The sequence below is a fragment of the Rossellomorea sp. FS2 genome (assembly GCF_047915635.1).
GTDB classification, from domain to species: Bacteria; Bacillota; Bacilli; order Bacillales; family Bacillaceae_B; genus Rossellomorea; species Rossellomorea marisflavi_A.
In genome coordinates this window covers 752,373-770,938 of sequence record NZ_JBLRVS010000004.1, presented here as the reverse complement: position 1 = coordinate 770,938, position 18,566 = coordinate 752,373, and the positions used below count along the sequence as shown (strand labels likewise).

Below are 18,566 nucleotides of genomic sequence, written 5' to 3'. Positions count from 1 at the left end.
ATGGAGAATCAAGTGATCAGGTTGAAAGACGACTATATGATCCTATCCAATCCGAGGGACCGGCGTGAGGTCATCGTTCTTGATAAAAAGGAAGAAAAGATCATCCTCAAATTCAATCTCGGTCCTCAATTCGAAAAGGTCCAACTGGATTTTGAAGCGGTCCTGAGGCATTTCGTCTCCTTTCAAAGCTTGAGTGGAAGCATTGAAGGAAAGCTTGCCATCAAGCTGCTGCAGACACATCCTCGATTGTTCGACCAAGCGGGGTTCACAAGTCCCGCTTTGAAAGAGGATTACATACAGTATGAGTTCGGGAGGTCAATCCGTCCGGAATCGCTTTATGAAACTTACCTGGGACCTGAAGGGAAGAAAACCTTCATCCTCTGGGGAATCAGTGAAACCAGCCTTACCCTCAGCCGGACCCTGTCATCATTGGGGATGAGCGTCTCGATCGTGGAGCCCTCACCGAGGGAACGGGAGGATATCCAGCTTCAAAAGCTCCTGACCATGCACGGGTCCAGTTCGGTTGAAGACCTTTACGGTGAGAGGGTCCAATGGGTCATCCCGGAGGACCAGGAGGGTGTCTGGATCATCGATAACCGGCTTCTTGAACTGAATCTGATCGATGCAGAGAAAGCTCTGGGCCAGATCGCTTCATCGATCGCCGTGCACTACGGATGCTACACCGATGAATTCACCGTCGGACCATTGGTGCTGAATGAAGAAAGCTATGGATACACGGATTTCAGGAAGATCCATGGTGGGACGCCTGCCCTTCCTACCGTTCCCCAGTCCATGATCCAAGCGGGTCTCATCCAGCGGATCCTTTATTTCATTCATGAAGAAACGCTCAAACACTTGGCAGAAGATGTCCAGCTTCCCATCAACGGTGCCTTTGCATTTGATAACGATAGCTTCAATTCCAAATTAATCGACATAGAAGGTGGTTGGTAACCATGATCCTCAATGTGAATAACCTCAATAAAGCCTATGGTTCGAAAACGATCTTGAACAATATCTCCTTCAAGGTGGAGGAAAATAAAATCCTGGCCGTGATGGGACCGAACGGGGTGGGAAAGACGACCCTCCTCGAGATCCTCATGACCTTGAAGCCGTGGAACTCAGGAGAAGTAGAGCTCATCGGCATGGACCTGTCCAAAGCAGCGAATCTGTCCAAGATCCGCTCGAATATCGGAGTGGTCTTCCAGGAAGGCGGGATGTACGCATATCTCAAAATTGCCGAGATCCTCGACCTGTTTGCTTCCTTCCATAACATCAGTGAAGAGCGTGTCCGCCACGTCATCGAGATCTTCTCACTCGAATCCCATCTGAACGTGAAGTTCGAGAAGCTGTCTGGCGGGTGGAAAAAACGGATCCTCCTCGCGTGTGCGTTCCTGAACTCACCGAAGATCCTCTTCCTGGACGAACCGACGACGGGTCTCGATCCGGAAGCAACGAACGATTTGTGGACGAATATCTCCGTTGCCAAAGAGCAGGGAGCCACCATCATCTTGTCCACCCATTCCCTTGAAGAAGTGGATATGTACGCCGATGAAGTCATCATCCTGAACAATGGCATGATTGCAGAACGCGGAAATCCGAGGGAGCTGAAGCATAAGCATGGCACCCTTTACTTCAAAGAAGCCTATTTCAACGTGATCAAAGAAAGGAAGGCGGCCAATGAATAAATCGCTGATCAAACTTAGTAAGTATGATTTCCTTGTCTTCTTCCGGGAGCCTTTCTTCGCCCTTCCCATCATGATATTGCCGGGCATCTTCTTTTTCGTCTTCATGAAGATCTTCAGTAATACGATCGGCGGGGCTGAGAACTTCGGACCGTATATCCCGATCTATGGATTACTCATTTCATTCCTTGTCCTATTCTTCAATATCGGTCTGCAGTATGTAACGGAGAAGGAGCGGGGGATTCATAAGCGGCTCGTACTGTCGTCCATCAGCATTTATCAGATCATTTTCACGTACGTCATACGAGGTGTGCTGCTTTCGCTTCTCGGGTTTGCCCAGATCCTTGCCATCGGGGTATTCGTGTTCAAGACCACCATCACGGATCATATGATCGTGTTCCTGTTGACGTTTGTGATCGTGATCGGGATTACGCTATTGTTCAGTTTGTCGACGCATAATCTGTTCAAGAACTCGCGTCAGGTGCTTCCGTATACGATCATCATGTTCCAGTATGTGTTGTTCGGATCAGGGTTGATGTTCCCGACGGATCAGCTTCCTGGGTATTTGAAGTTTTTTGTAGATATTAATCCGTTTTATCATATGAAGGAGATCTTGCTCGGGGTATGGCACTGGTCGGGTGTGGAGATGGTGAATGTGTTGTATCTGGTGTTTATTGTGTTCTTGTGTTTGGGGTTGATTTTCGTTAAGTCGAGGTCGAAGGAGTATTGAGGTGTGGTCGTCATTCCTGATGGGTGGCGGCTATTTTTTTTATTTTTCACCGGGGTTTATTGATGATGGGTCCGTGCCTTTCCGCTGCGGCGGGTCGCTTTCCGCGGGGCGATCGGTGGAGCCTCCTCGTGCCTGCGGGGTCTCCCCTGTCCGCCTAACCGCAGGAGTCGACCCGCCTCCGCTGCAAGGCAATCTTGGATGTTCCCATCATCCGGTCAAAGATAGGTGGATCCGCATCTCGATCTTTTTTATGAAGGGTTAAGGGAGAAGGCAGACCGTGCCTTTTCGCTACGGCTGGTCGCTTTCCGCGGGGCGATCGGTGGAGCCTCCTCGTGCCTGCGGGGTCTCCCCCGCCCGCCTAACCGCAGGAGTCGACCTGCCTCCGCTGCAAGGCACTCTTAGATGATTAGGAGGGTGGGATGAATGGTCTACATCGCATCGTTTTTGGCAGGAGAGACAGCACATACTTCTGATGGAAATAGCCATCGTGGACTGACGGTATTCTTGGATTCCCTACTTAGATTCCCTCATTTAATGAGGGTACCTTACCCATTATCCAGTTTGCATGCTTCATAACACCAAAGAGTGCATTGAAGCGGAAGGCGCTTGACTCCGACGGGAATAGAGGAAAGCTCGAGACCCCGGAAGCGCAGCTGAGGAGGCTCGACTTCCTCCCCGCGGAAAGCAAGCGCCTGCAGCGGAAAGGAACGGTCCACGTATTTTCTCTATCTCAATCCCAGGAGTGATTTCCACCTGAATCAACACACATCGTATAATCCTAAGAAAATCATATTCAAAAGAGATTTGTGCTTTATTGTTAGTTAGGATGCACGCAATGACCGACCAACGCTCACTCTTGTGAAAGCAAAGAGTGCATTGAAGCGAAAGGCGCTTGACTCCGACGGGAATAGAGGAAAGGTCGAGACCCCGGAAGCGCAGCTGAGGAGGCTCGACTTCCTCCCTGCGGAAAGCAAGCGCCTGGAGCGAATAGGAACGGTCCACGTCGATTCTCCATCTCAATCAAAGGACCACATATCCCCGTTTGAATTTTGTGAGCGTGTGGACCCAAGAGGATTGATTTTCATGACAGGAGGGAATAAAACCTTCACAAAGGGCATTGCTTGTAAGGAAGGGGAGTGGGATAATTAGCCGTTGTTTGAACAAGATAATCTTTAATAGAAGCAAGTGGAATCATATTTTTATTCGGAAAGAAGGAAACAGGTATGAATAAGGTATTTGCTGGCCTCGTGTTTGTGGGGGTTCCGCTTTCGGTGGCGGGGTCGCTGCTGCACTGGTCGAGTGTTCTGATGTTTGTGATCTATTGTTTAACGATCATTTCCCTGGCAGCGTTCATGGGGAGGGCGACGGAGAGTCTGGCCGTGGTGTCCGGTCCGAGGATCGGGGGACTGTTGAACGCGACGTTCGGGAATGCGGTAGAGCTGATCATTTCGATCTTTGCTTTGAAGGCAGGGCTAATCGGAGTGGTTCTGGCGTCTTTAACGGGATCGGTGCTAGGAAACCTGCTTCTTGTCGCGGGTCTTTCGTTCTTTATCGGGGGAGTGAAGTACAAACGTCAGAAATTCAATGTGTTTGATGCCCGGCATAATTCAGGGCTTTTGATGTTTGCCGTGATCGTGGCGTTTGTGATTCCTGAGATCTTCTCCATGGAGATGAACGAGTCCAAGACCATGACGCTCAGTATAGGGATTTCCATCATCCTCATCGCCCTCTACCTGTGTGCCCTGTTCTTCAAGCTGGTGACCCATCGCGGTGTGTATCAGCAGAATGAAAGTGCCAAGGCTCATGAGGAGGAAGAGGCGGAGTGGAGCAAGAGAAAGGCAATCCTGATCCTTCTCTTAGCCACGGTGGCTGTCGCGTATGTGTCGGAGCGCCTCGTTCATACCTTCGAGGAAGTGGGACGTACCTTCGGATGGAGCGAACTGTTCATCGGGGTCATCATCGTGGCCATCGTCGGGAATGCCGCCGAGCATGCATCCGCCATCATCATGGCGTTCAAGAACAAGATGGATGTGGCAGTTGAGATCGCCGTCGGTTCTACGCTTCAGGTGGCGATGTTCGTGGCACCGGTCCTGGTGCTGGTATCACTGTTCTTCCAGACAAACATGCCTCTTGTATTCACCATTCCTGAGCTCGTTGCCATGGTGTCGGCGGTCCTTGTGACCATCGTCATCTCCAATGACGGGGAGACGAACTGGTTCGAGGGGGCGACGCTTCTGGCAGCCTATGTCATCATGGGCATCGGGTTTTATTTGCTATAAGGGAGACCGGTCGTGGCAATCACGGCCGGTTTTGTTGTTTCCAAATTCTTTTTAGATGAGAAGGTGGATAAGGTGGCAAGGGGAGGAAAAGCTAATGGCAAACAGAGAATTGAAAGGAGTCACCACTATATGAAAGCCATTCGCATCATCACCATCATTCTTCTTTTCTTCATAACAGGAACGGCAGTCCTTCACGCCGAAAAGGGGCCGAAGAAGCAGCCGGCCCCGGCGGCGCCTTCCCGCTCCGAGGTCAAGGTGCCCAATTCCGTCCTGACCATCACGAAAGAAAATACGTACCCTAATTCCACTCAGGATCAGCCCTATCTGCAGCCGAGTGAATGGGCACAGAAACTGATTGAGACATCGAATGTGGACATCGAGAATCCAAACCTCATCAAGATCCTGAATGAGTCGACGATCAACTCGGCACCGACGATCGGTCTCCGGGCCACGATTTATCTTGGGGAATGGCCGCTAAATTATTCATCAAGTGAAACGTCCCCGAACTGGGAGTTCCAGAAGATCAATACGAATTATTTCGATAACCGCGGAGGGACGGCCAATCATCAGATCCATTATGTTCAGGAATCCCAGAAAGCCGTCAAGGGTGGACTCACAGCCAAGGTTCCCCATGCAGAAGACGTCCAGAAGATGATGCTTATCAAAGCAACGGAAAAATCCGATCTGCCTCTTGCTTTCCAGACGATTGTCGGAGCAGGTACGAAGAAAGATCAGGTGTATAACATCTCCCCTAGGCGCATGGGGTATCTGTATGCGTATGCTCCCGCCATCAATGAAAAAGGGAAGGTCACCTACGGTGAAGTATACCTTGTCATGAAAGGCACGAAGCGTTCCATCGTCGTCAAGAACGTGACCTCACAGGGAGTCGGTGCATGGATTCCGATTCAGGATCATGTCCATTTCGGGTTCATGGCCACTGAAACACCAAGATAGGTTTTAAAGAAGGGGGAATCGGGTAACTAAAAGATTCCCCCTTTTTTTCGTTTGCGTGACGTGATATAATAATTAGAATATTCTGAATTAAGCGAGGTGAACACGATTTATCTCATGATCTTCAGCCTGGCACTGGTTGTGATCGTCAGCGCCCGTTTCTGGTATGAAGCACGCAAGGCGAGGAACTATGCAGCGCAGGTTAAAAGCAAAGAATATCATCAGATCGATCCACAACTGGAAGAACTCGTTCCAAGGGACCGACGACAATGAAAGCACTACGGAATCCGATTCCGCAGTGCTTTTTGTTTTTACACGTAGCGGATCGGGGCTGGCTGGTAATAGGACGGGGACACCGGTCGTTCCGCCTTGCAGGCCGGGCCGATGTATGTACCCGGATGGATCGGTTCCGTGACATCTTTCCACATATTCTCGTCGATACAATATGTTTCCGCCATCACATTCGCAGGAGTAAGGGCGAGGATATCGGAGCCAAGGATGACTTCAGGGGTCGGGGCATCAAAGATGGCCAGAAGATGCGTATCGTCCGTAAGGGCCTCCTCATAATGCCACCAGCCTTGAGGGACATTGGCCACCATACCAGGGGTGATGACTTCATTGATCAGCTGCCGGGTGAAGGGATTCAAGAGGGTGACCCTGGCTTCACCGGATATGCAGTACACAAGTTCAGATGCATTCTGATGATAGTGGGGCTCCACATAGAACCCCTTGCTGAGAAAGATATCAAGAAGGGACGAGTTTTCAAGGGTGTTCAGATGCTGGACGCCCAGGACATTGATCAGGTTTTGGCTGTTGAGTTTGAAAAGTGGGCTTTTATTCAGGTCGAAGCTGAACTGAGCGGAGTCAGCAGCATAATCCATGTATTTCGTCATACACATCACCTTCTTTTCATGATGATATAGGATATGGGCGGTTCGTGATTTCGTGCCTGGGCACATGGTAGGCGATTTTGGTACGATGAAGAGGAGGAGGGGTGGCATATGACGCAGATAGGGGAAGTAGCGCTGAGCTTATTTCAGGAAAAGCATGCCGAGTATTTGAAAGAATTTCAATTGCCGCCTGAACAGGCAAAATTCACCGCTCTGCCTGAACAGGTGTGGGAAGAAGCGGAAGGGCGGTTCCGGGTGGTGATCCTTGCAGAAGAGACGCCGGTGGGTTTCTTCCTGTTGCATTCCACAGACAGGGTGAAGGAATACACGGACAATCCACATGCCATGCTCCTGACCGCGTTGTCGATCGATCACAGACAGCAAGGAAAAGGATATGCAAAAAAAGCCATGCAGATCATGAAGGAATGGGTCAGTCTGGAGTTTGAATCCTGCAATGAAATCGTGTTGGCCGTGAATTACAAAAATATTCCGGCTCAAACCTTATACAGGCAGACAGGCTATCATGATACGGGGCGGAGGAAAATAGGGAAAATCGGGGAGCAGTTCATTTTTGCACTGCCCATCAGATGAAAAAAAGAGAAAGGAGCCATAAGCCCCTTTCTCATTAACGTGTGATCCTGGCTTCCCGGGTCGAGAAGTCCACGTCTTTGTAGTACATAGATTTCACAAGAACGTTCGGTCCCAGGCAGCGTGCTGCAGGACAATGGCAGTTCAGCTCTTTTGCGAGTGGCTGCTGTTTCCAGCGGTCGTATACCTCGGGAAGGGTATCGGTCTTGATATTCCCGAGCGGCGGTGTATCACCGAAGTCGGTGACGATCACATCACCAGTGAAAATGTTCACATTCAGGCGTGAACGGCCGTCCGGATCATTACGCACGCTCACATTTTTGCTTTTGTACAGTGTCTGAAGAAGTTCAAGGTCTTCATCTGAAGAGCTGCACGGATAAAATGGCAGTGTCCCGAAGAGCATCCATACATTCTCGTCACGGAATGAGAGAATATCGCGGATTGCATCAGAGGTTTCTTTCAGGGTTAATGATTCAAGGCTAGAGGCATAGTCTGATGGGTACATAGGGTGAATCTCGTGCCTCCCGCACTTCATTTCATCCACTACTTGGCGGTGGATTTTCTCAAGATACGGCAGGGTGCTTTTGTTGAGCATCGTTTCCGCAGAGACGAGAACCCCACGTTCTGAAAGGGCGCGGCTGTTCTCGATCATACGGTCGAACAGCTTTTGGCGCTGCTCCCTGGTAGGCTTCCGTTCCATATTGGCAAACCCGACATCGATGAATTCATCCGTCGTTCCCCAGTTGTGGGAAATATGGAGCACATCAAGATACGGGGCGATCATCAGGTATCGATCCAGGTCGAGGGTAAGGTTCGAGTTGATTTGCGTCTTCACGCCTCGCTCGTGAGCGTATTTCAAGAGTGGAAGAACATAGTTCTCCACGGATTTCTTGGACATCATCGGCTCCCCGCCGGTAATACTAAGGGAACGGAGTGTCTTGATCTCGTCGAGTCTTCCCAGGATCATGTCGATCGGAAGGGCGCTCGGATCTTTTGGCGAAAGGGTATAACCGACGGCGCAGTGTGCGCATCTCATATTGCAGAGGGTCGTCGTCGTGAATTCGATGTTCGACAGGGTCATATCCCCGTGTTCATCGACGTCAAGGTAGGCTTCCCAAGGATCATGATCAATTGTCATGCCCTTTGAAGCGGTTTCTGTCTTCATGATTAAAAGCTCCTTTAATAAATGGGTACTCATTCATTATTGAGAAACGTTCGGCCCTTGTCAATCCGAAAGATATTCGTTACCATAGGAAGGTACTGAAAGGAGAGAATACCTTTGGGAAAAGCCATTCATGACAATGAATCACAAGTAACATACCTGAAACAGCGCCTGAACCTTTTCGTGGACGTCCTCGACTCCATCGACCCCGAACAGGCTGACATAGACGATATCGACCGCCTCATCGAAATGATCGATGATATCGAAACGAAGGTCGAGCAATTCAAGAAAAGTGAGTGAGAGTCCTGGTGAGGGCTCTTTTTTTTGTGTGTGCATGGTAAAATATGCATAAAACCCTGGAGGTACCATCATGGACATTTCCCGTATAATCCCGGAAGAATGTGAACAAGCGAAGAATCTTATATTGGAAGGCTTCAGGGAACGGTTCGGCTGGATCGATGAGACCTTGAATCCCGATATAAAGGATATTGCAGCAAGTTATGACGGAGTGGACAACCATTTCTTTGTTGGTACGGATCAAAAGGGAATCGTATGCACGGGTGCATTGAAAAGGCAGGGTGTCTCCATATATGAAATCGTCCGTATGTCGGTCCGGTCCGATATGCGCAGTAAATGCCTGGGACGAACCATGCTCCAGCATCTCGAAGACACGGCCAAAAGCCTCAAGGCGGTCAAACTGATCCTTGAGACGAACCGGGCATGGGAGGATGCGGTCGGATTTTATAAGAGGAGCGGATTTGTCATCATCGGGGAGAACGAAAACCGGTACTACTTCGAAAAGATCCTTACAGGGTCATCCCCGACTTCTTCTGTTTCTTCATGATTGCATCGCACACATATTTGATGAGGAGACCGGCTGCATATAAGGTCAGGAATCCATAGAACGTATTCCAGTGGATCATGTGGTACAGGTGAAACTTGATGAAGAGAGGAATGCCGATGAAAGCAACAATCGCCGAGTGGATCGTATGGGCATACAGGTAATACGTCCATTTGCTGAAGTATTGGTAAATCAGTGTCACCATGACGGGTAGGATCGCAAAATCGACGGCATTGAAGCGATGGGTGAAGACAAGGAACTGGTGGGGATAAGCCCACAATCCGAAGAATTTACCGATTTCGTCCAAACTCCCGATCACGAAGAAACTGATGAAAAAGACCAGCAGGATGAACATGTATCGCTGCCTGTCGATCAAAATGAAAAAAACCACGAGAAACAGCAGGCTGATGAGCAGGATTGCCCACCAATGGGGACTGAAAAGGTCGTGATGGAGCCACTGGCTGTATTCTGCTTCGTGGGTTGATTGCACCTTTTTTTCAATGGTTGAGTTCATGTGGTTCACCTCTTATAGGCATTGTGGACGAATTGGGAGAGGATTATTCAATATCGGTTGGACTGACAATGTGATCATCGTATGCGTCGATGAACAGGTTCCCTTTGCTGTTAATCACGGCAAAAAAAACGTCGCTGACCTCAAGGCCGCGGTTCCTGCATTGCTGCCGAATCCAATCTTTCGTATACGTGGGGTCGGTATCCTTCATGATGATCTTGCCCTCCATGATCACCTCGACAGGAAGGGCGCTTGGGGTGGAGGATAGGGAGAGGTCGCTCTTCGTTGTCGGCTGGAAAGCTTCCTTTTTGAGGATGGACAGTTGACCGCTCACTTCAAGAACGGCATACTCCACCTGTGTGATATCGAAAACCTCCTTTTCCCGAAGGAGTTGGTTCAAGTCATCCAGGGAGAACTTGGTTTTCTGCATATTGTGATCCAGAATCTTTCCGTTCTCGATGAATACCGTCGGCCGGCCGGATATCCATCTCCTCAACTTTCGGCTGTTGGAGGAAAGGACCATCGATGCATAGTAGAGGCCAATCAGGGCACAGAACGAAATAAACATCTCGACAAAGCGAAGATTTGTATCGAATCCCATATTTGCAATGGAGGAGCCGATCGTAACAGAGAGTGCAAAGCTATAGTGATTTTTATGGGAGTTGATGTGTTTGCCAATCGTAAATGTGACAATGGCAAGAATGACAAAACTTATGACGGTCCTCAACAATGTAATCAGTATGCCTTCCATATTCCTTCCTCCTCTGGTCATTATCCTTTATGACCAATCTGGAACGGTTTCATTCCAGGAAAGGTGGGCACTCGCCATGAAAAGGGTGATAAGCGCCCAAACACATTTCAATCGGGAAGCATAAGATGCCACTGTGAGAGACAGAGGAGGAATGCTTCTATGCAATACGAACAACAACCAACCTATATACAACACGGATTTGATGAGCGTTTTCGTCCAGGATTCGGTGGTGGTTTTGGAAGACCGGGGTTCGGCTTTGGTCGTCCAGGATTCGGATTCGGGCGCCCATTCTGGGGTGGACCGTTCATCGGAGGCCTGGCAGGAGGATTGCTCGGTGCATCCTTATTAGCTCCGGGTTATGGATATGGTTATGGCTACGGGTATCCACCACCGTATTACGGATATGGCCCATATTACTATTGATCACTACTGAAAAAGATCCGCGTTCATCCGTTATCGGGTGGAAGGGGATCTTTTTCCCGGTCCCCGAGTTCCTTTGTGAAATCCCTTTCAATCACTTCCTTATAGGAGTATAATAATGGTGAAAATTCTGTATCATGAGGGGGAAGGGAACACGATGAATAAAGAGACACTGCAACAAAGCATGTATGATTTGATCGTAGAGACTTCAACGAACCTGCCAAAGGATGTACGGAGGGCAATCGCCTCTGCCAAAGAGCGTGAAAATGCGGGCACGCGGGCAGCGATGAGTCTTGATACGATTTCCAATAACGTGAAGATGGCTGATGACAATATATCTCCGATCTGTCAGGATACCGGTCTGCCGACATTCAAGATCAAGACGCCTGTCGGGGTCAATCAACTGGAAATCAAAGAAGCCATCTATGCCGCCATGGTGCAGGCGACGAAAGATGGGAAGCTCCGTCCTAATTCAGTGGACTCCCTTACAGGCGATAACAGCGGGGATAATCTTGGTCTAGGAACGCCTGTCATCAAATTCGATCAGTGGGAAAAGGATTATATCGATGCGCGCCTCATCCTGAAGGGCGGTGGCTGTGAGAATAAGAACATCCAGTACAGCCTGCCATGTGAATTGGACGGACTCGGCCGTGCCGGACGTGATCTTGACGGCATCCGTAAATGCGTGATGCACTCCGTGTACCAGGCTCAGGGACAAGGCTGCAGCGCCGGGTTCATCGGTGTCGGTATCGGAGGAGACCGTTCGTCTGGATACGATCTTGCCAAAGAACAGCTTTTCCGCGCTGTGGATGATGTGAATCCGAATGAAGATCTGCGCAAATTGGAAGACTATGTGATGGAGCACGCAAACGAACTAGGGATCGGAACGATGGGCTTCGGCGGTGAAACGACCTTGCTTGGATGCAAAGCGGGCGTCATGAACCGGATCCCTGCAAGCTTCTTCGTTTCAGTAGCCTATAACTGCTGGGCATTCCGCCGTCTCGGCGTGAGGCTCGATCCTCAGACTGGAAGCATTGACGAGTGGTTCTATCAGGAAGGTGAAAAACTGGACCTGACGCAGGGCACGGAAGCGGAGCTTGAAACCGCCGCAGCGAAGGAAGACGGACAGAGTGTCGTCGTACTCGAAGCGCCGATCACAGAAGAAAAGATCCGTGGATTGAAGGTCGGGGATGTCGTGCAGATCAACGGGCGCATGTACACGGGCCGCGATGCGATCCACAAGCATTTAAGCGACAACGATGCACCGGTTGATCTCAATGGACAGATCATCTATCACTGCGGACCGGTCATGCTGAAGGATGAAGAAGGCAACTGGCACGTGAAGGCAGCGGGGCCGACGACTTCGATCCGCGAAGAGCCGTACCAAGGGGATATCATGAAGCGGTTCGGCATCCGCGCCGTCATCGGAAAAGGCGGCATGGGGCCAAAAACGCTTGCGGCCCTTAAAGATCACGGCGGTGTCTATCTGAATGCCATCGGCGGTGCAGCACAGTATTATGCTGACTGTATCAAAGGCGTGGATGGAGTGGACCTCATGCAGTTCGGAATCCCAGAAGCGATGTGGCATCTGAATGTCGAAGGCTTCACGGCCGTTGTGACCATGGACTCCCATGGAAACAGCCTGCACGAAGAAGTCGACAAATCCTCACTGGAAAAACTGGCGAAATTCAAGGAGCCGGTATTTAAATAAACCGCACCAAAGGGGTCATGATCATGAAAAGCAAGATTACTCTCATCGTTTTCATCGCGGTCCTTCTCCTGGGCGCCTGTTCACAGGTGAAGCCGGAAGAGAAGATCACGACGATCGAGCATACCAATCTGAAGGAGCTAAAAGCATACAGTGGAACCTACGTGGGGGATAATTCCGACGTAGGGGCCATCATCAGGCTGCTCCCCGGCGGTGAAACGATGGGGGAGCTTGATCTGACCGGAGAAAATCTCCATGTCACCTATGATGACGGGGCAAAATCGATTTCTGAATCTGCCTTCCAAACGTTCTGGTTCAATGGAAACAGGCTGGATCGCAAAAAGTTATATTTTAATGCCCTCTACCTCGCCCTCCTCGTCCCGAATGCAAAGGAATACCGATTCACGGTCGCTGATGAGGAATTGGCCATTCCGAGGGAACAGCTCACCGCTGCCCTTTCCAAGGAATTCAAACGCTTCCCCCAGGGTGACGCACAATGGGATGAAAAAACGGTTTCTACTTTTATCGACGATCATAAAGGGAAACTGACGGAGATGGCGACGAATTACCACACATACTTTGAAGAGTAAGGGAGCCTCAAGGGGCTCCCTTTTTGGATAGTTTTAGTACTCATAAAGGCCCTTCATTCTCAAACACTAATAGGGATAGATATTGCTGAAAGAAGGGATTCCACATGATCCATTTCATAAAAGTAGTGATGCTTGCCGTGATGCTGACCCTCGTGTTCCCGTCCGGTGCAACAGCCGTCTCCAACCAATCAATCGGTTGGGGCTTCCAGAAGAGCAAGAATGAAGTGCCTGCCGAGGCAGGGGCACAGTATGACAAACTCCTCACCGACTACGGTGCCTTCTATAAAGGCAATCCGGACGAGAAGGTCCTGTACCTGACCTTTGACAACGGCTACGAAAACGGCCATACGAAAAAGATCCTCGACGTGCTGAAACGCGAGAAAGTACCAGCGACATTCTTCGTCACCGGGCATTATCTCCTCAGCGCAGAAGACCTCGTCAAACGGATGGTCAAAGAAGGCCATATCATCGGAAACCACTCCTGGCACCACCCTGACTTCACTCAAACGGGCGATGAAAAGATCAGGGAAGAAATGAAAAAAGTGAAGGAGAAAACCGCCGAGCTGACGGGACAGAAGGAAATGAAGTATATCCGTCCTCCTCGCGGCGTATTCAGTGCCCGCACCCTGGATATCGCCAAGAAGGAAGGGTACACCCACGTATTCTGGTCAGTGGCCTTCGTCGACTGGAAGACCGATCAGCAAAAAGGATGGCAGTACTCCTACAACAACCTGATGAACCAGGCCCATCCCGGAGCCATCATCCTCCTTCATTCCGTATCACAGGACAATGCGGATGCCATGGAGAAATCCATTCAGGACTTGAAAAAGCGGGGATATACCTTCAAAAGTCTCGACGAGCACCCCATGATGAAGAAGCAATAAGAAAAAAGCGAAGGACCAGACGGGTCCTTCGCTTTTTGGCGCATGGTAACGGTTCCGATGCGTCACTTTTTGGGTGCCCAGGAACCGTCTCTATGCACCACGTCGATCAAAGGCGTAGCGGAACGCGAATGCCGAGATGATGAAGGATGCGATGATCATAAAGGGAAGTACGATAAAAAAGGTGATAACATCCCACTCTGGTGTCAATGGAACCCAAACATCATATGTATATTGAAAGATGTACAAGAGCACACGGAAAATAAAAAATGTGAAGACAAGATAGATCAGTCGCTCCACCCACTTGCGCATAAGATGCTCCTCCTGACGTTGTATGTTACGTATATGGTAAAATATTCTTTATGGACACGCAAGATGAAAAGGAGAAAAAGCATGCCGACATACGGAAAGGATTTATTTAAGGGATCAGCGGGCTATTATGCAGCATACCGCCCGGTGTACCCGTCGACGCTGATCCGCACCCTCGTCGACGAATTTTCACTTGACGGGGAAGGGAACATCCTGGACCTTGGCTGCGGACCAGGGACGATGACCGTGAGACTCGCCGACTGGGCGGAGAGGACCGTTGGGATCGATACAGAGCCTGAGATGATACAGGAAGCGGAGCGCATCCATTCAATGATCCGGAATGGGCAAGTGGAATGGTTCGCGGGCACTTGGGCCGAGTATAAGATGACAAACCCTCATCGATTCAAACTGGTCACCATCGCAAAAGCCTTCCACTGGATGGACCGTGATTCAATTTTGGAGGACCTGTATGACCGTGTAGAAGCGGAAGGGGGTATCGCCATCATCGACAACTATGAACCTGATCGGAAGCTCGAGCCGTGGCAGGAGGTGCTGGACGCAATCATCCGGAAATGGTACGGACAGGAGCGGAGAGCAGGAGATTCAACGTACACCCATCCCGTCGAGCGTCATGAAACCATCATCCGGCGTTCCCGCTTCACCTATGAAGAAATCACCCTCCCACTCTATACGATCCACTGGACGATCGAGTCGATCCTCGGGAACCTGTACTCCACTTCCTACGGAGCGAAACGCTTCCTCGGCGACAACATCATCCCATTCGAGCAAGAAGTCAAACTCGCCCTCGAAGGTCTCGCTCCCTTCACGGAACCCGCGACCCTCAGCATGAAAATAGCAAGGAAGTGACGCGTGTGGGGACGGTTCCGGTGCGCCACTTTTTTGACGCATGAGAACCGTCCCCATGCGCCCCCCTATTTTCTTTGGACATTTTTCGTTGACATACATACCCTGTTGGGTATAAGATGTAACTCGTAAGGTTAAAATAGCGGCGAAAGAGATGAGCTGTCATCGTCTTTTTACGCCTTTAAATATACCCCTATAAGTATTTTAGAGGAGGAATTTGAATGTCAGAGAGAAAAAAGACAACAATTGTGCTTTTCAGCGGTGATTACGATAAAGCCATGGCGGCTTATATCATTGCCAATGGAGCAGCAGCATACGACCATGAGGTGACGATTTTCCATACGTTCTGGGGATTGAACGCCCTTCGGAAGGATTCAGATATCCATGTGAAAAAAGGATTCCTTGAGAAGATGTTCGGGAAGATGATGCCGAAGGGTGCCGACCGCATGGGACTATCCAAGATGAATTTCGGTGGGGCAGGTAAGAAGATGATCCAACATGTCATCAAAAAGCATAATGCCATGCCGCTGCCTGATCTGATCGATATGGCACAGGAGCAGGATGTGAAATTGGTCGCCTGCACGATGACCATGGACCTCTTGGGGCTGCAAAAGGAAGAATTGATGGATCACATCGAATATGCCGGTGTGGCCGCGTATCTCGGAGATGCTGAAGAAGGAAACGTCAATCTATTCATTTAAACTGGGAGGGAATCAACATGAAAGAGATCATGCCAAAAGAACTTGAAGCAAAACTGAACGAAGGTGTCCATATCATCGACGTAAGGGAAGTCGACGAAGTGAAGGAAGGGAAGATCCCGGGAGCGATCCATATTCCCCTTGGATTATTGGAGTTCCGCCTGCATGAACTCGACCGTTCGAAAGAGTACATCATGGTATGCCGATCAGGCGGACGAAGCGGTCGTGCGTGTCAGCTCCTTGACAGTCAAGGATACAGCGTGGTGAACATGACAGGAGGCATGATGGCCTGGGATGGAAAGACAGAATAAATTTTTTTGAAATGTATTATACCCATATAGGTAAAAGGAGGATTCATCATGAAAACCGATCAACTACTTGATGCAAAGGGCCTCGCGTGTCCGATGCCGATCGTCAAAACGAAAAAGGTCATGAAGAATATGAGCGCCGGCGAAGTGCTGGAGGTCCAGGCAACGGACAAAGGATCGAAGGCTGACCTTGAAGCGTGGGCAAAAAGTACGGGGCATCAATATCTTGGCCTGATTGAAGAAGGCAATGTACTGAAGCATTATCTGCGAAAATCATCCGACCAGGATGCAGTGGAGCGCTCGTACGAGACCGTTGCGAGCAACGAGGATCTTCAGGGTAAGATCGATGCCTCAGAAAATATGACCATCCTTGATGTGCGTGAAGCGGCAGAGTATGCCTTCTATCATATCCCGGGTGCTGTATCCATCCCGATGGGGGAACTTGAATCGCGCCTTCAGGAACTACAGAAAGAATCAGCCATTTACGTGGTTTGCCGCACAGGGAACCGCAGCGATATGGCCGCCCAAACACTTGTGGCCAATGGCTTCACCAACGTCACCAATATCGTACCGGGCATGAGTGAGTGGAAGGGAAATACGGAATCGAACCACTAAGATAGCAGGAAGTCTAAGAAGGATACCAAACAGGAGGGAATCAACGTGTCAGTCAATGCAATGAGCAGCAAAGAAGTCGCACAGAAAGTCATGGATCAGGAAACACTTTTCATCCTCGACGTCCGGAACGAAGACGCCTTTCAGGACTGGAAAGTGGAAGGGAGTAATTTCACCTATCTGAACGTCCCTTATTTTGACCTGCTGGACGGTGTGGGAGATATCATGGACCAGCTTCCGAAGGGTCAGGACATCCTTGTCGTCTGCGCCAAGGAAGGATCCTCGATCATGGTGGCTGAGATGCTCTCAGAAGAAGGTCTTGACGTGTCGTATCTCAGCGGGGGCATGAAGGCATGGAGTGAGCATCTCGAACCGGTGAAAGTCGGTGACCTTGCAGACGGAGGAGAGCTTTATCAATTCGTCCGTCTCGGCAAAGGCTGCCTGTCCTACATGGTTCTGTCCGGAGGTGAAGCTGCGGTCATCGATGCCACGCGCATGACCTCCGCCTACACGGCATTTGCCGGGGAAAAAGGAGTGGAGATCAAGCATGTCTTCGATACGCATCTTCATGCAGACCATATTTCAGGAGGAAGGCTCCTAGCCGAACGAGCTGGAGGTTCTTACTGGCTGCCACCCAAGGACGCAACGGAGGTCAACTTCGACTACAACAAACTCGAAGACGGAAACTCGGTGACGATCGGAACGTCCACCATCGATATCCAGGCCCTATACACACCAGGTCACACGATCGGCTCCACCTCGTTCATCGTCGATGGTCACTATCTCCTATCCGGGGATATCCTGTTCATCGACTCCATCGGACGTCCGGATCTTGCCGGGATGGCCGAAGACTGGGTCGGGGATCTGAGGGAAAGCCTCTACACACGCTACCGTGGACTGCAGGATGATCTGATTGTGCTTCCGGCTCACTTCATGGTGATCGAGGAGCTGAACGCAGATGGAACCGTTGCACGCAGCCTCGGAGATCTGTTGAAAGAAAACCACGGTCTCAACATTGAAGACGAGGGGGAATTCAGAAAGCTCGTGACCGAGAATCTGCCTCCGCAACCGAATGCGTATCAGGAAATCCGTGAAACCAATATGGGGAAAATCTCCCCCGATGAAGAAACCCAACGAGAAATGGAAATCGGACCAAACCGCTGTGCGGTCCGCTAAACCAAGGAGGAATAGAGAATGGAATCAGTAAAAGTATTGGATGCAAAAGGATTGGCATGCCCGATGCCGATCGTCAGGACAAAAAAAGAAATGAACACGATCGAGTCAGGAGAAGTCCTTGAAATCCATGCAACGGATAAAGGAGCTAAAAGTGACCTCACCGCATGGGCCAAATCTGGCGGTCATGAACTTGTGAAGCATGAAGAAGACGGAGACGTATTGAAGTTCTGGATCAAAAAAGGATAATGAATGCTGAAGGAAGGGGAATATCCCTTCCTTTTTTGGTTGGTATGTAAGATTGATGAGGGGACTTGATTGGGATTCTATAGAATGTAAAAAAGAGTAGCGGAGTTCGGCCGACTACTTTGGGAATAGCGGCTCACCGCACGCCCCGAGGAAAACGGTCGACCGTAGCGGAAAGGAACGGACCTTTCAAAAAAAGATTGACGCCAGCCGACAAAATCCTTACACTATTAGAAAACTTTAACATTTGTAAACGCCATGAACAGGAGTAAAAAGGATCAGGGTCTGCCAAGAGAGCTGTCGTCCGCTGCAAGACAGCCATTCCCGTCCCCAACTCGCCTGGGAGCGGATGGAAGGGAATGTCCATCCGGC

The 18,566-nt window shown here is 50.0% G+C and carries 26 protein-coding genes; 21 read left to right on the top strand and 5 right to left on the bottom strand.

What is annotated here, in order from left to right; genetic code table 11:
- The 8 genes from ACNA6I_RS15065 to ACNA6I_RS15030 all read left to right on the top strand — a co-directional run bounded on the left by ACNA6I_RS15065 (nucleotide 1) and on the right by ACNA6I_RS15030 (nucleotide 5,915).
- The gene (locus ACNA6I_RS15065; RefSeq protein ID WP_416313719.1) at nucleotides 1-951 is read left to right on the top strand and encodes a hypothetical protein; all 951 of its coding nucleotides are present in this window, start codon (nucleotides 1-3) and stop codon (nucleotides 949-951) included.
- 2 nt (nucleotides 952-953) lie between these two features.
- The gene (locus tag ACNA6I_RS15060; RefSeq protein ID WP_416313718.1) at nucleotides 954-1,685 is read left to right on the top strand and encodes an ABC transporter ATP-binding protein; all 732 of its coding nucleotides are present in this window, start codon (nucleotides 954-956) and stop codon (nucleotides 1,683-1,685) included.
- Nucleotides 1,678-2,412, top strand: a complete 735-nt coding sequence (locus ACNA6I_RS15055) for an ABC transporter permease (protein WP_048006874.1) — start codon at nucleotides 1,678-1,680, stop codon at nucleotides 2,410-2,412. Before ACNA6I_RS15060 ends, ACNA6I_RS15055 begins: the two co-directional genes overlap by 8 nt.
- A 590-nt stretch (nucleotides 2,413-3,002) precedes the next feature.
- Nucleotides 3,003-3,158: a hypothetical protein gene (locus tag ACNA6I_RS15050; RefSeq protein WP_156185239.1), complete on the top strand. Its 156-nt coding sequence runs from the start codon at nucleotides 3,003-3,005 to the stop codon at nucleotides 3,156-3,158.
- A gap of 112 nt (nucleotides 3,159-3,270) precedes the next feature.
- Nucleotides 3,271-3,561 carry a hypothetical protein gene (locus tag ACNA6I_RS15045; RefSeq protein WP_416313717.1) on the top strand — a complete coding sequence of 97 codons (291 nt, stop codon included), beginning with the start codon at nucleotides 3,271-3,273 and terminating at the stop codon, nucleotides 3,559-3,561.
- A gap of 74 nt (nucleotides 3,562-3,635) precedes the next feature.
- Nucleotides 3,636-4,691 (top strand): calcium/proton exchanger, encoded by a 1,056-nt coding sequence (gene cax, locus ACNA6I_RS15040; RefSeq protein WP_416313716.1) that lies wholly within the window; start codon nucleotides 3,636-3,638, stop codon nucleotides 4,689-4,691.
- A gap of 129 nt (nucleotides 4,692-4,820) precedes the next feature.
- Nucleotides 4,821-5,645 (top strand): YfkD family protein, encoded by an 825-nt coding sequence (locus ACNA6I_RS15035; protein WP_416313715.1) that lies wholly within the window; start codon nucleotides 4,821-4,823, stop codon nucleotides 5,643-5,645.
- 96 nt (nucleotides 5,646-5,741) lie between these two features.
- Nucleotides 5,742-5,915, top strand: coding sequence for a hypothetical protein (locus ACNA6I_RS15030; RefSeq protein ID WP_416313714.1), 174 nt, complete (start codon nucleotides 5,742-5,744; stop codon nucleotides 5,913-5,915).
- 38 nt (nucleotides 5,916-5,953) lie between these two features.
- Here the strand turns inward: ACNA6I_RS15030 and ACNA6I_RS15025 are convergent, their stop codons facing one another.
- Nucleotides 5,954-6,535 carry a cupin domain-containing protein gene (locus ACNA6I_RS15025; protein ID WP_048006878.1) on the bottom strand — a complete coding sequence of 194 codons (582 nt, stop codon included), beginning with the start codon at nucleotides 6,533-6,535 and terminating at the stop codon, nucleotides 5,954-5,956.
- A gap of 108 nt (nucleotides 6,536-6,643) precedes the next feature.
- Here ACNA6I_RS15025 and ACNA6I_RS15020 point away from each other — a divergent pair, with 108 nt between their 5' ends.
- The gene (locus ACNA6I_RS15020; protein ID WP_148797059.1) at nucleotides 6,644-7,123 is read left to right on the top strand and encodes a GNAT family N-acetyltransferase; all 480 of its coding nucleotides are present in this window, start codon (nucleotides 6,644-6,646) and stop codon (nucleotides 7,121-7,123) included.
- Nucleotides 7,124-7,157: 34 nt separating this feature from the next.
- Here the strand turns inward: ACNA6I_RS15020 and yfkAB are convergent, their stop codons facing one another.
- Nucleotides 7,158-8,285, bottom strand: a complete 1,128-nt coding sequence (gene yfkAB, locus ACNA6I_RS15015; RefSeq protein WP_048006880.1) for a radical SAM/CxCxxxxC motif protein YfkAB — start codon at nucleotides 8,283-8,285, stop codon at nucleotides 7,158-7,160.
- A 114-nt stretch (nucleotides 8,286-8,399) separates the two neighbouring features.
- Between yfkAB and ACNA6I_RS15010 the strand changes: the two genes are divergently transcribed.
- The gene (locus ACNA6I_RS15010; RefSeq protein WP_048006881.1) at nucleotides 8,400-8,582 is read left to right on the top strand and encodes an SE1561 family protein; all 183 of its coding nucleotides are present in this window, start codon (nucleotides 8,400-8,402) and stop codon (nucleotides 8,580-8,582) included.
- 70 nt (nucleotides 8,583-8,652) lie between these two features.
- Nucleotides 8,653-9,126, top strand: coding sequence for a GNAT family N-acetyltransferase (locus ACNA6I_RS15005; RefSeq protein ID WP_063191801.1), 474 nt, complete (start codon nucleotides 8,653-8,655; stop codon nucleotides 9,124-9,126).
- On the opposite strand, the gene ACNA6I_RS15000 is transcribed toward ACNA6I_RS15005, so the two are convergent.
- Both ACNA6I_RS15000 and ACNA6I_RS14995 read right to left on the bottom strand, forming a co-directional pair.
- Nucleotides 9,089-9,637, bottom strand: a complete 549-nt coding sequence (locus ACNA6I_RS15000) for a hypothetical protein (protein ID WP_416313713.1) — start codon at nucleotides 9,635-9,637, stop codon at nucleotides 9,089-9,091. The two genes, ACNA6I_RS15005 and ACNA6I_RS15000, sit on opposite strands and share 38 nt — an antisense overlap.
- A gap of 43 nt (nucleotides 9,638-9,680) precedes the next feature.
- The gene (locus tag ACNA6I_RS14995) at nucleotides 9,681-10,385 is read right to left on the bottom strand and encodes a DUF421 domain-containing protein (protein WP_148797057.1); all 705 of its coding nucleotides are present in this window, start codon (nucleotides 10,383-10,385) and stop codon (nucleotides 9,681-9,683) included.
- A 159-nt stretch (nucleotides 10,386-10,544) separates the two neighbouring features.
- Between ACNA6I_RS14995 and ACNA6I_RS14990 the strand changes: the two genes are divergently transcribed.
- The 4 genes from ACNA6I_RS14990 (at nucleotide 10,545) to pdaA (ending at nucleotide 13,987) form a co-directional block, all read left to right on the top strand.
- Nucleotides 10,545-10,808: a hypothetical protein gene (locus ACNA6I_RS14990; protein WP_048006884.1), complete on the top strand. Its 264-nt coding sequence runs from the start codon at nucleotides 10,545-10,547 to the stop codon at nucleotides 10,806-10,808.
- A 154-nt stretch (nucleotides 10,809-10,962) separates the two neighbouring features.
- Entirely contained in the window at nucleotides 10,963-12,516 is a 1,554-nt protein-coding gene (locus tag ACNA6I_RS14985; RefSeq protein ID WP_048012399.1) for a fumarate hydratase, read from the top strand.
- A 23-nt stretch (nucleotides 12,517-12,539) separates the two neighbouring features.
- Nucleotides 12,540-13,103 carry a DUF4825 domain-containing protein gene (locus ACNA6I_RS14980; protein ID WP_063191803.1) on the top strand — a complete coding sequence of 188 codons (564 nt, stop codon included), beginning with the start codon at nucleotides 12,540-12,542 and terminating at the stop codon, nucleotides 13,101-13,103.
- A 104-nt stretch (nucleotides 13,104-13,207) separates the two neighbouring features.
- A complete protein-coding gene (gene pdaA, locus ACNA6I_RS14975) occupies nucleotides 13,208-13,987 on the top strand; it encodes a delta-lactam-biosynthetic de-N-acetylase (RefSeq protein ID WP_148797054.1) in 780 nt (259 codons plus the stop codon).
- 90 nt (nucleotides 13,988-14,077) lie between these two features.
- On the opposite strand, the gene ACNA6I_RS14970 is transcribed toward pdaA, so the two are convergent.
- Nucleotides 14,078-14,296, bottom strand: coding sequence for a hypothetical protein (locus ACNA6I_RS14970; protein WP_048006887.1), 219 nt, complete (start codon nucleotides 14,294-14,296; stop codon nucleotides 14,078-14,080).
- 81 nt (nucleotides 14,297-14,377) lie between these two features.
- Here ACNA6I_RS14970 and ACNA6I_RS14965 point away from each other — a divergent pair, with 81 nt between their 5' ends.
- From ACNA6I_RS14965 to ACNA6I_RS14940, 6 genes are all read left to right on the top strand, one after another.
- A complete protein-coding gene (locus ACNA6I_RS14965; protein ID WP_416313712.1) occupies nucleotides 14,378-15,160 on the top strand; it encodes a class I SAM-dependent methyltransferase in 783 nt (260 codons plus the stop codon).
- 218 nt (nucleotides 15,161-15,378) lie between these two features.
- Nucleotides 15,379-15,858: a DsrE/DsrF/DrsH-like family protein gene (locus tag ACNA6I_RS14960; RefSeq protein ID WP_063191479.1), complete on the top strand. Its 480-nt coding sequence runs from the start codon at nucleotides 15,379-15,381 to the stop codon at nucleotides 15,856-15,858.
- 17 nt (nucleotides 15,859-15,875) lie between these two features.
- Nucleotides 15,876-16,166 (top strand): rhodanese-like domain-containing protein, encoded by a 291-nt coding sequence (locus ACNA6I_RS14955; protein WP_148797045.1) that lies wholly within the window; start codon nucleotides 15,876-15,878, stop codon nucleotides 16,164-16,166.
- 48 nt (nucleotides 16,167-16,214) lie between these two features.
- Entirely contained in the window at nucleotides 16,215-16,778 is a 564-nt protein-coding gene (locus ACNA6I_RS14950; RefSeq protein WP_416313711.1) for a sulfurtransferase TusA family protein, read from the top strand.
- 45 nt (nucleotides 16,779-16,823) lie between these two features.
- Nucleotides 16,824-17,951: an MBL fold metallo-hydrolase gene (locus ACNA6I_RS14945; RefSeq protein WP_416313710.1), complete on the top strand. Its 1,128-nt coding sequence runs from the start codon at nucleotides 16,824-16,826 to the stop codon at nucleotides 17,949-17,951.
- An 18-nt stretch (nucleotides 17,952-17,969) separates the two neighbouring features.
- Nucleotides 17,970-18,197 (top strand): sulfurtransferase TusA family protein, encoded by a 228-nt coding sequence (locus ACNA6I_RS14940; RefSeq protein ID WP_048006893.1) that lies wholly within the window; start codon nucleotides 17,970-17,972, stop codon nucleotides 18,195-18,197.
- The last annotated feature ends 369 nt before the right edge of the window (nucleotides 18,198-18,566 follow it).

What these genes read in the sequence shown, in the direction of transcription:
- ACNA6I_RS15065 (WP_416313719.1), top strand. Translation starts at nt 1, where the DNA reads ATGGAGAATCAAGTGATCAGGTTGAAAGACGACTATATGATCCTATCC.
- ACNA6I_RS15060 (WP_416313718.1), top strand. Translation starts at nt 954, where the DNA reads ATGATCCTCAATGTGAATAACCTCAATAAAGCCTATGGTTCGAAAACG.
- ACNA6I_RS15055 (WP_048006874.1), top strand. Translation starts at nt 1,678, where the DNA reads ATGAATAAATCGCTGATCAAACTTAGTAAGTATGATTTCCTTGTCTTC.
- cax (WP_416313716.1), top strand. Translation starts at nt 3,636, where the DNA reads ATGAATAAGGTATTTGCTGGCCTCGTGTTTGTGGGGGTTCCGCTTTCG.
- ACNA6I_RS15035 (WP_416313715.1), top strand. Translation starts at nt 4,821, where the DNA reads ATGAAAGCCATTCGCATCATCACCATCATTCTTCTTTTCTTCATAACA.
- ACNA6I_RS15025 (WP_048006878.1), bottom strand. Translation starts at nt 6,535, where the DNA reads ATGACGAAATACATGGATTATGCTGCTGACTCCGCTCAGTTCAGCTTC.
- ACNA6I_RS15020 (WP_148797059.1), top strand. Translation starts at nt 6,644, where the DNA reads ATGACGCAGATAGGGGAAGTAGCGCTGAGCTTATTTCAGGAAAAGCAT.
- yfkAB (WP_048006880.1), bottom strand. Translation starts at nt 8,285, where the DNA reads ATGAAGACAGAAACCGCTTCAAAGGGCATGACAATTGATCATGATCCT.
- ACNA6I_RS15005 (WP_063191801.1), top strand. Translation starts at nt 8,653, where the DNA reads ATGGACATTTCCCGTATAATCCCGGAAGAATGTGAACAAGCGAAGAAT.
- ACNA6I_RS15000 (WP_416313713.1), bottom strand. Translation starts at nt 9,637, where the DNA reads ATGAACTCAACCATTGAAAAAAAGGTGCAATCAACCCACGAAGCAGAA.
- ACNA6I_RS14995 (WP_148797057.1), bottom strand. Translation starts at nt 10,385, where the DNA reads ATGGAAGGCATACTGATTACATTGTTGAGGACCGTCATAAGTTTTGTC.
- ACNA6I_RS14990 (WP_048006884.1), top strand. Translation starts at nt 10,545, where the DNA reads ATGCAATACGAACAACAACCAACCTATATACAACACGGATTTGATGAG.
- ACNA6I_RS14985 (WP_048012399.1), top strand. Translation starts at nt 10,963, where the DNA reads ATGAATAAAGAGACACTGCAACAAAGCATGTATGATTTGATCGTAGAG.
- ACNA6I_RS14980 (WP_063191803.1), top strand. Translation starts at nt 12,540, where the DNA reads ATGAAAAGCAAGATTACTCTCATCGTTTTCATCGCGGTCCTTCTCCTG.
- pdaA (WP_148797054.1), top strand. Translation starts at nt 13,208, where the DNA reads ATGATCCATTTCATAAAAGTAGTGATGCTTGCCGTGATGCTGACCCTC.
- ACNA6I_RS14970 (WP_048006887.1), bottom strand. Translation starts at nt 14,296, where the DNA reads ATGCGCAAGTGGGTGGAGCGACTGATCTATCTTGTCTTCACATTTTTT.
- ACNA6I_RS14965 (WP_416313712.1), top strand. Translation starts at nt 14,378, where the DNA reads ATGCCGACATACGGAAAGGATTTATTTAAGGGATCAGCGGGCTATTAT.
- ACNA6I_RS14960 (WP_063191479.1), top strand. Translation starts at nt 15,379, where the DNA reads ATGTCAGAGAGAAAAAAGACAACAATTGTGCTTTTCAGCGGTGATTAC.
- ACNA6I_RS14955 (WP_148797045.1), top strand. Translation starts at nt 15,876, where the DNA reads ATGAAAGAGATCATGCCAAAAGAACTTGAAGCAAAACTGAACGAAGGT.
- ACNA6I_RS14950 (WP_416313711.1), top strand. Translation starts at nt 16,215, where the DNA reads ATGAAAACCGATCAACTACTTGATGCAAAGGGCCTCGCGTGTCCGATG.
- ACNA6I_RS14940 (WP_048006893.1), top strand. Translation starts at nt 17,970, where the DNA reads ATGGAATCAGTAAAAGTATTGGATGCAAAAGGATTGGCATGCCCGATG.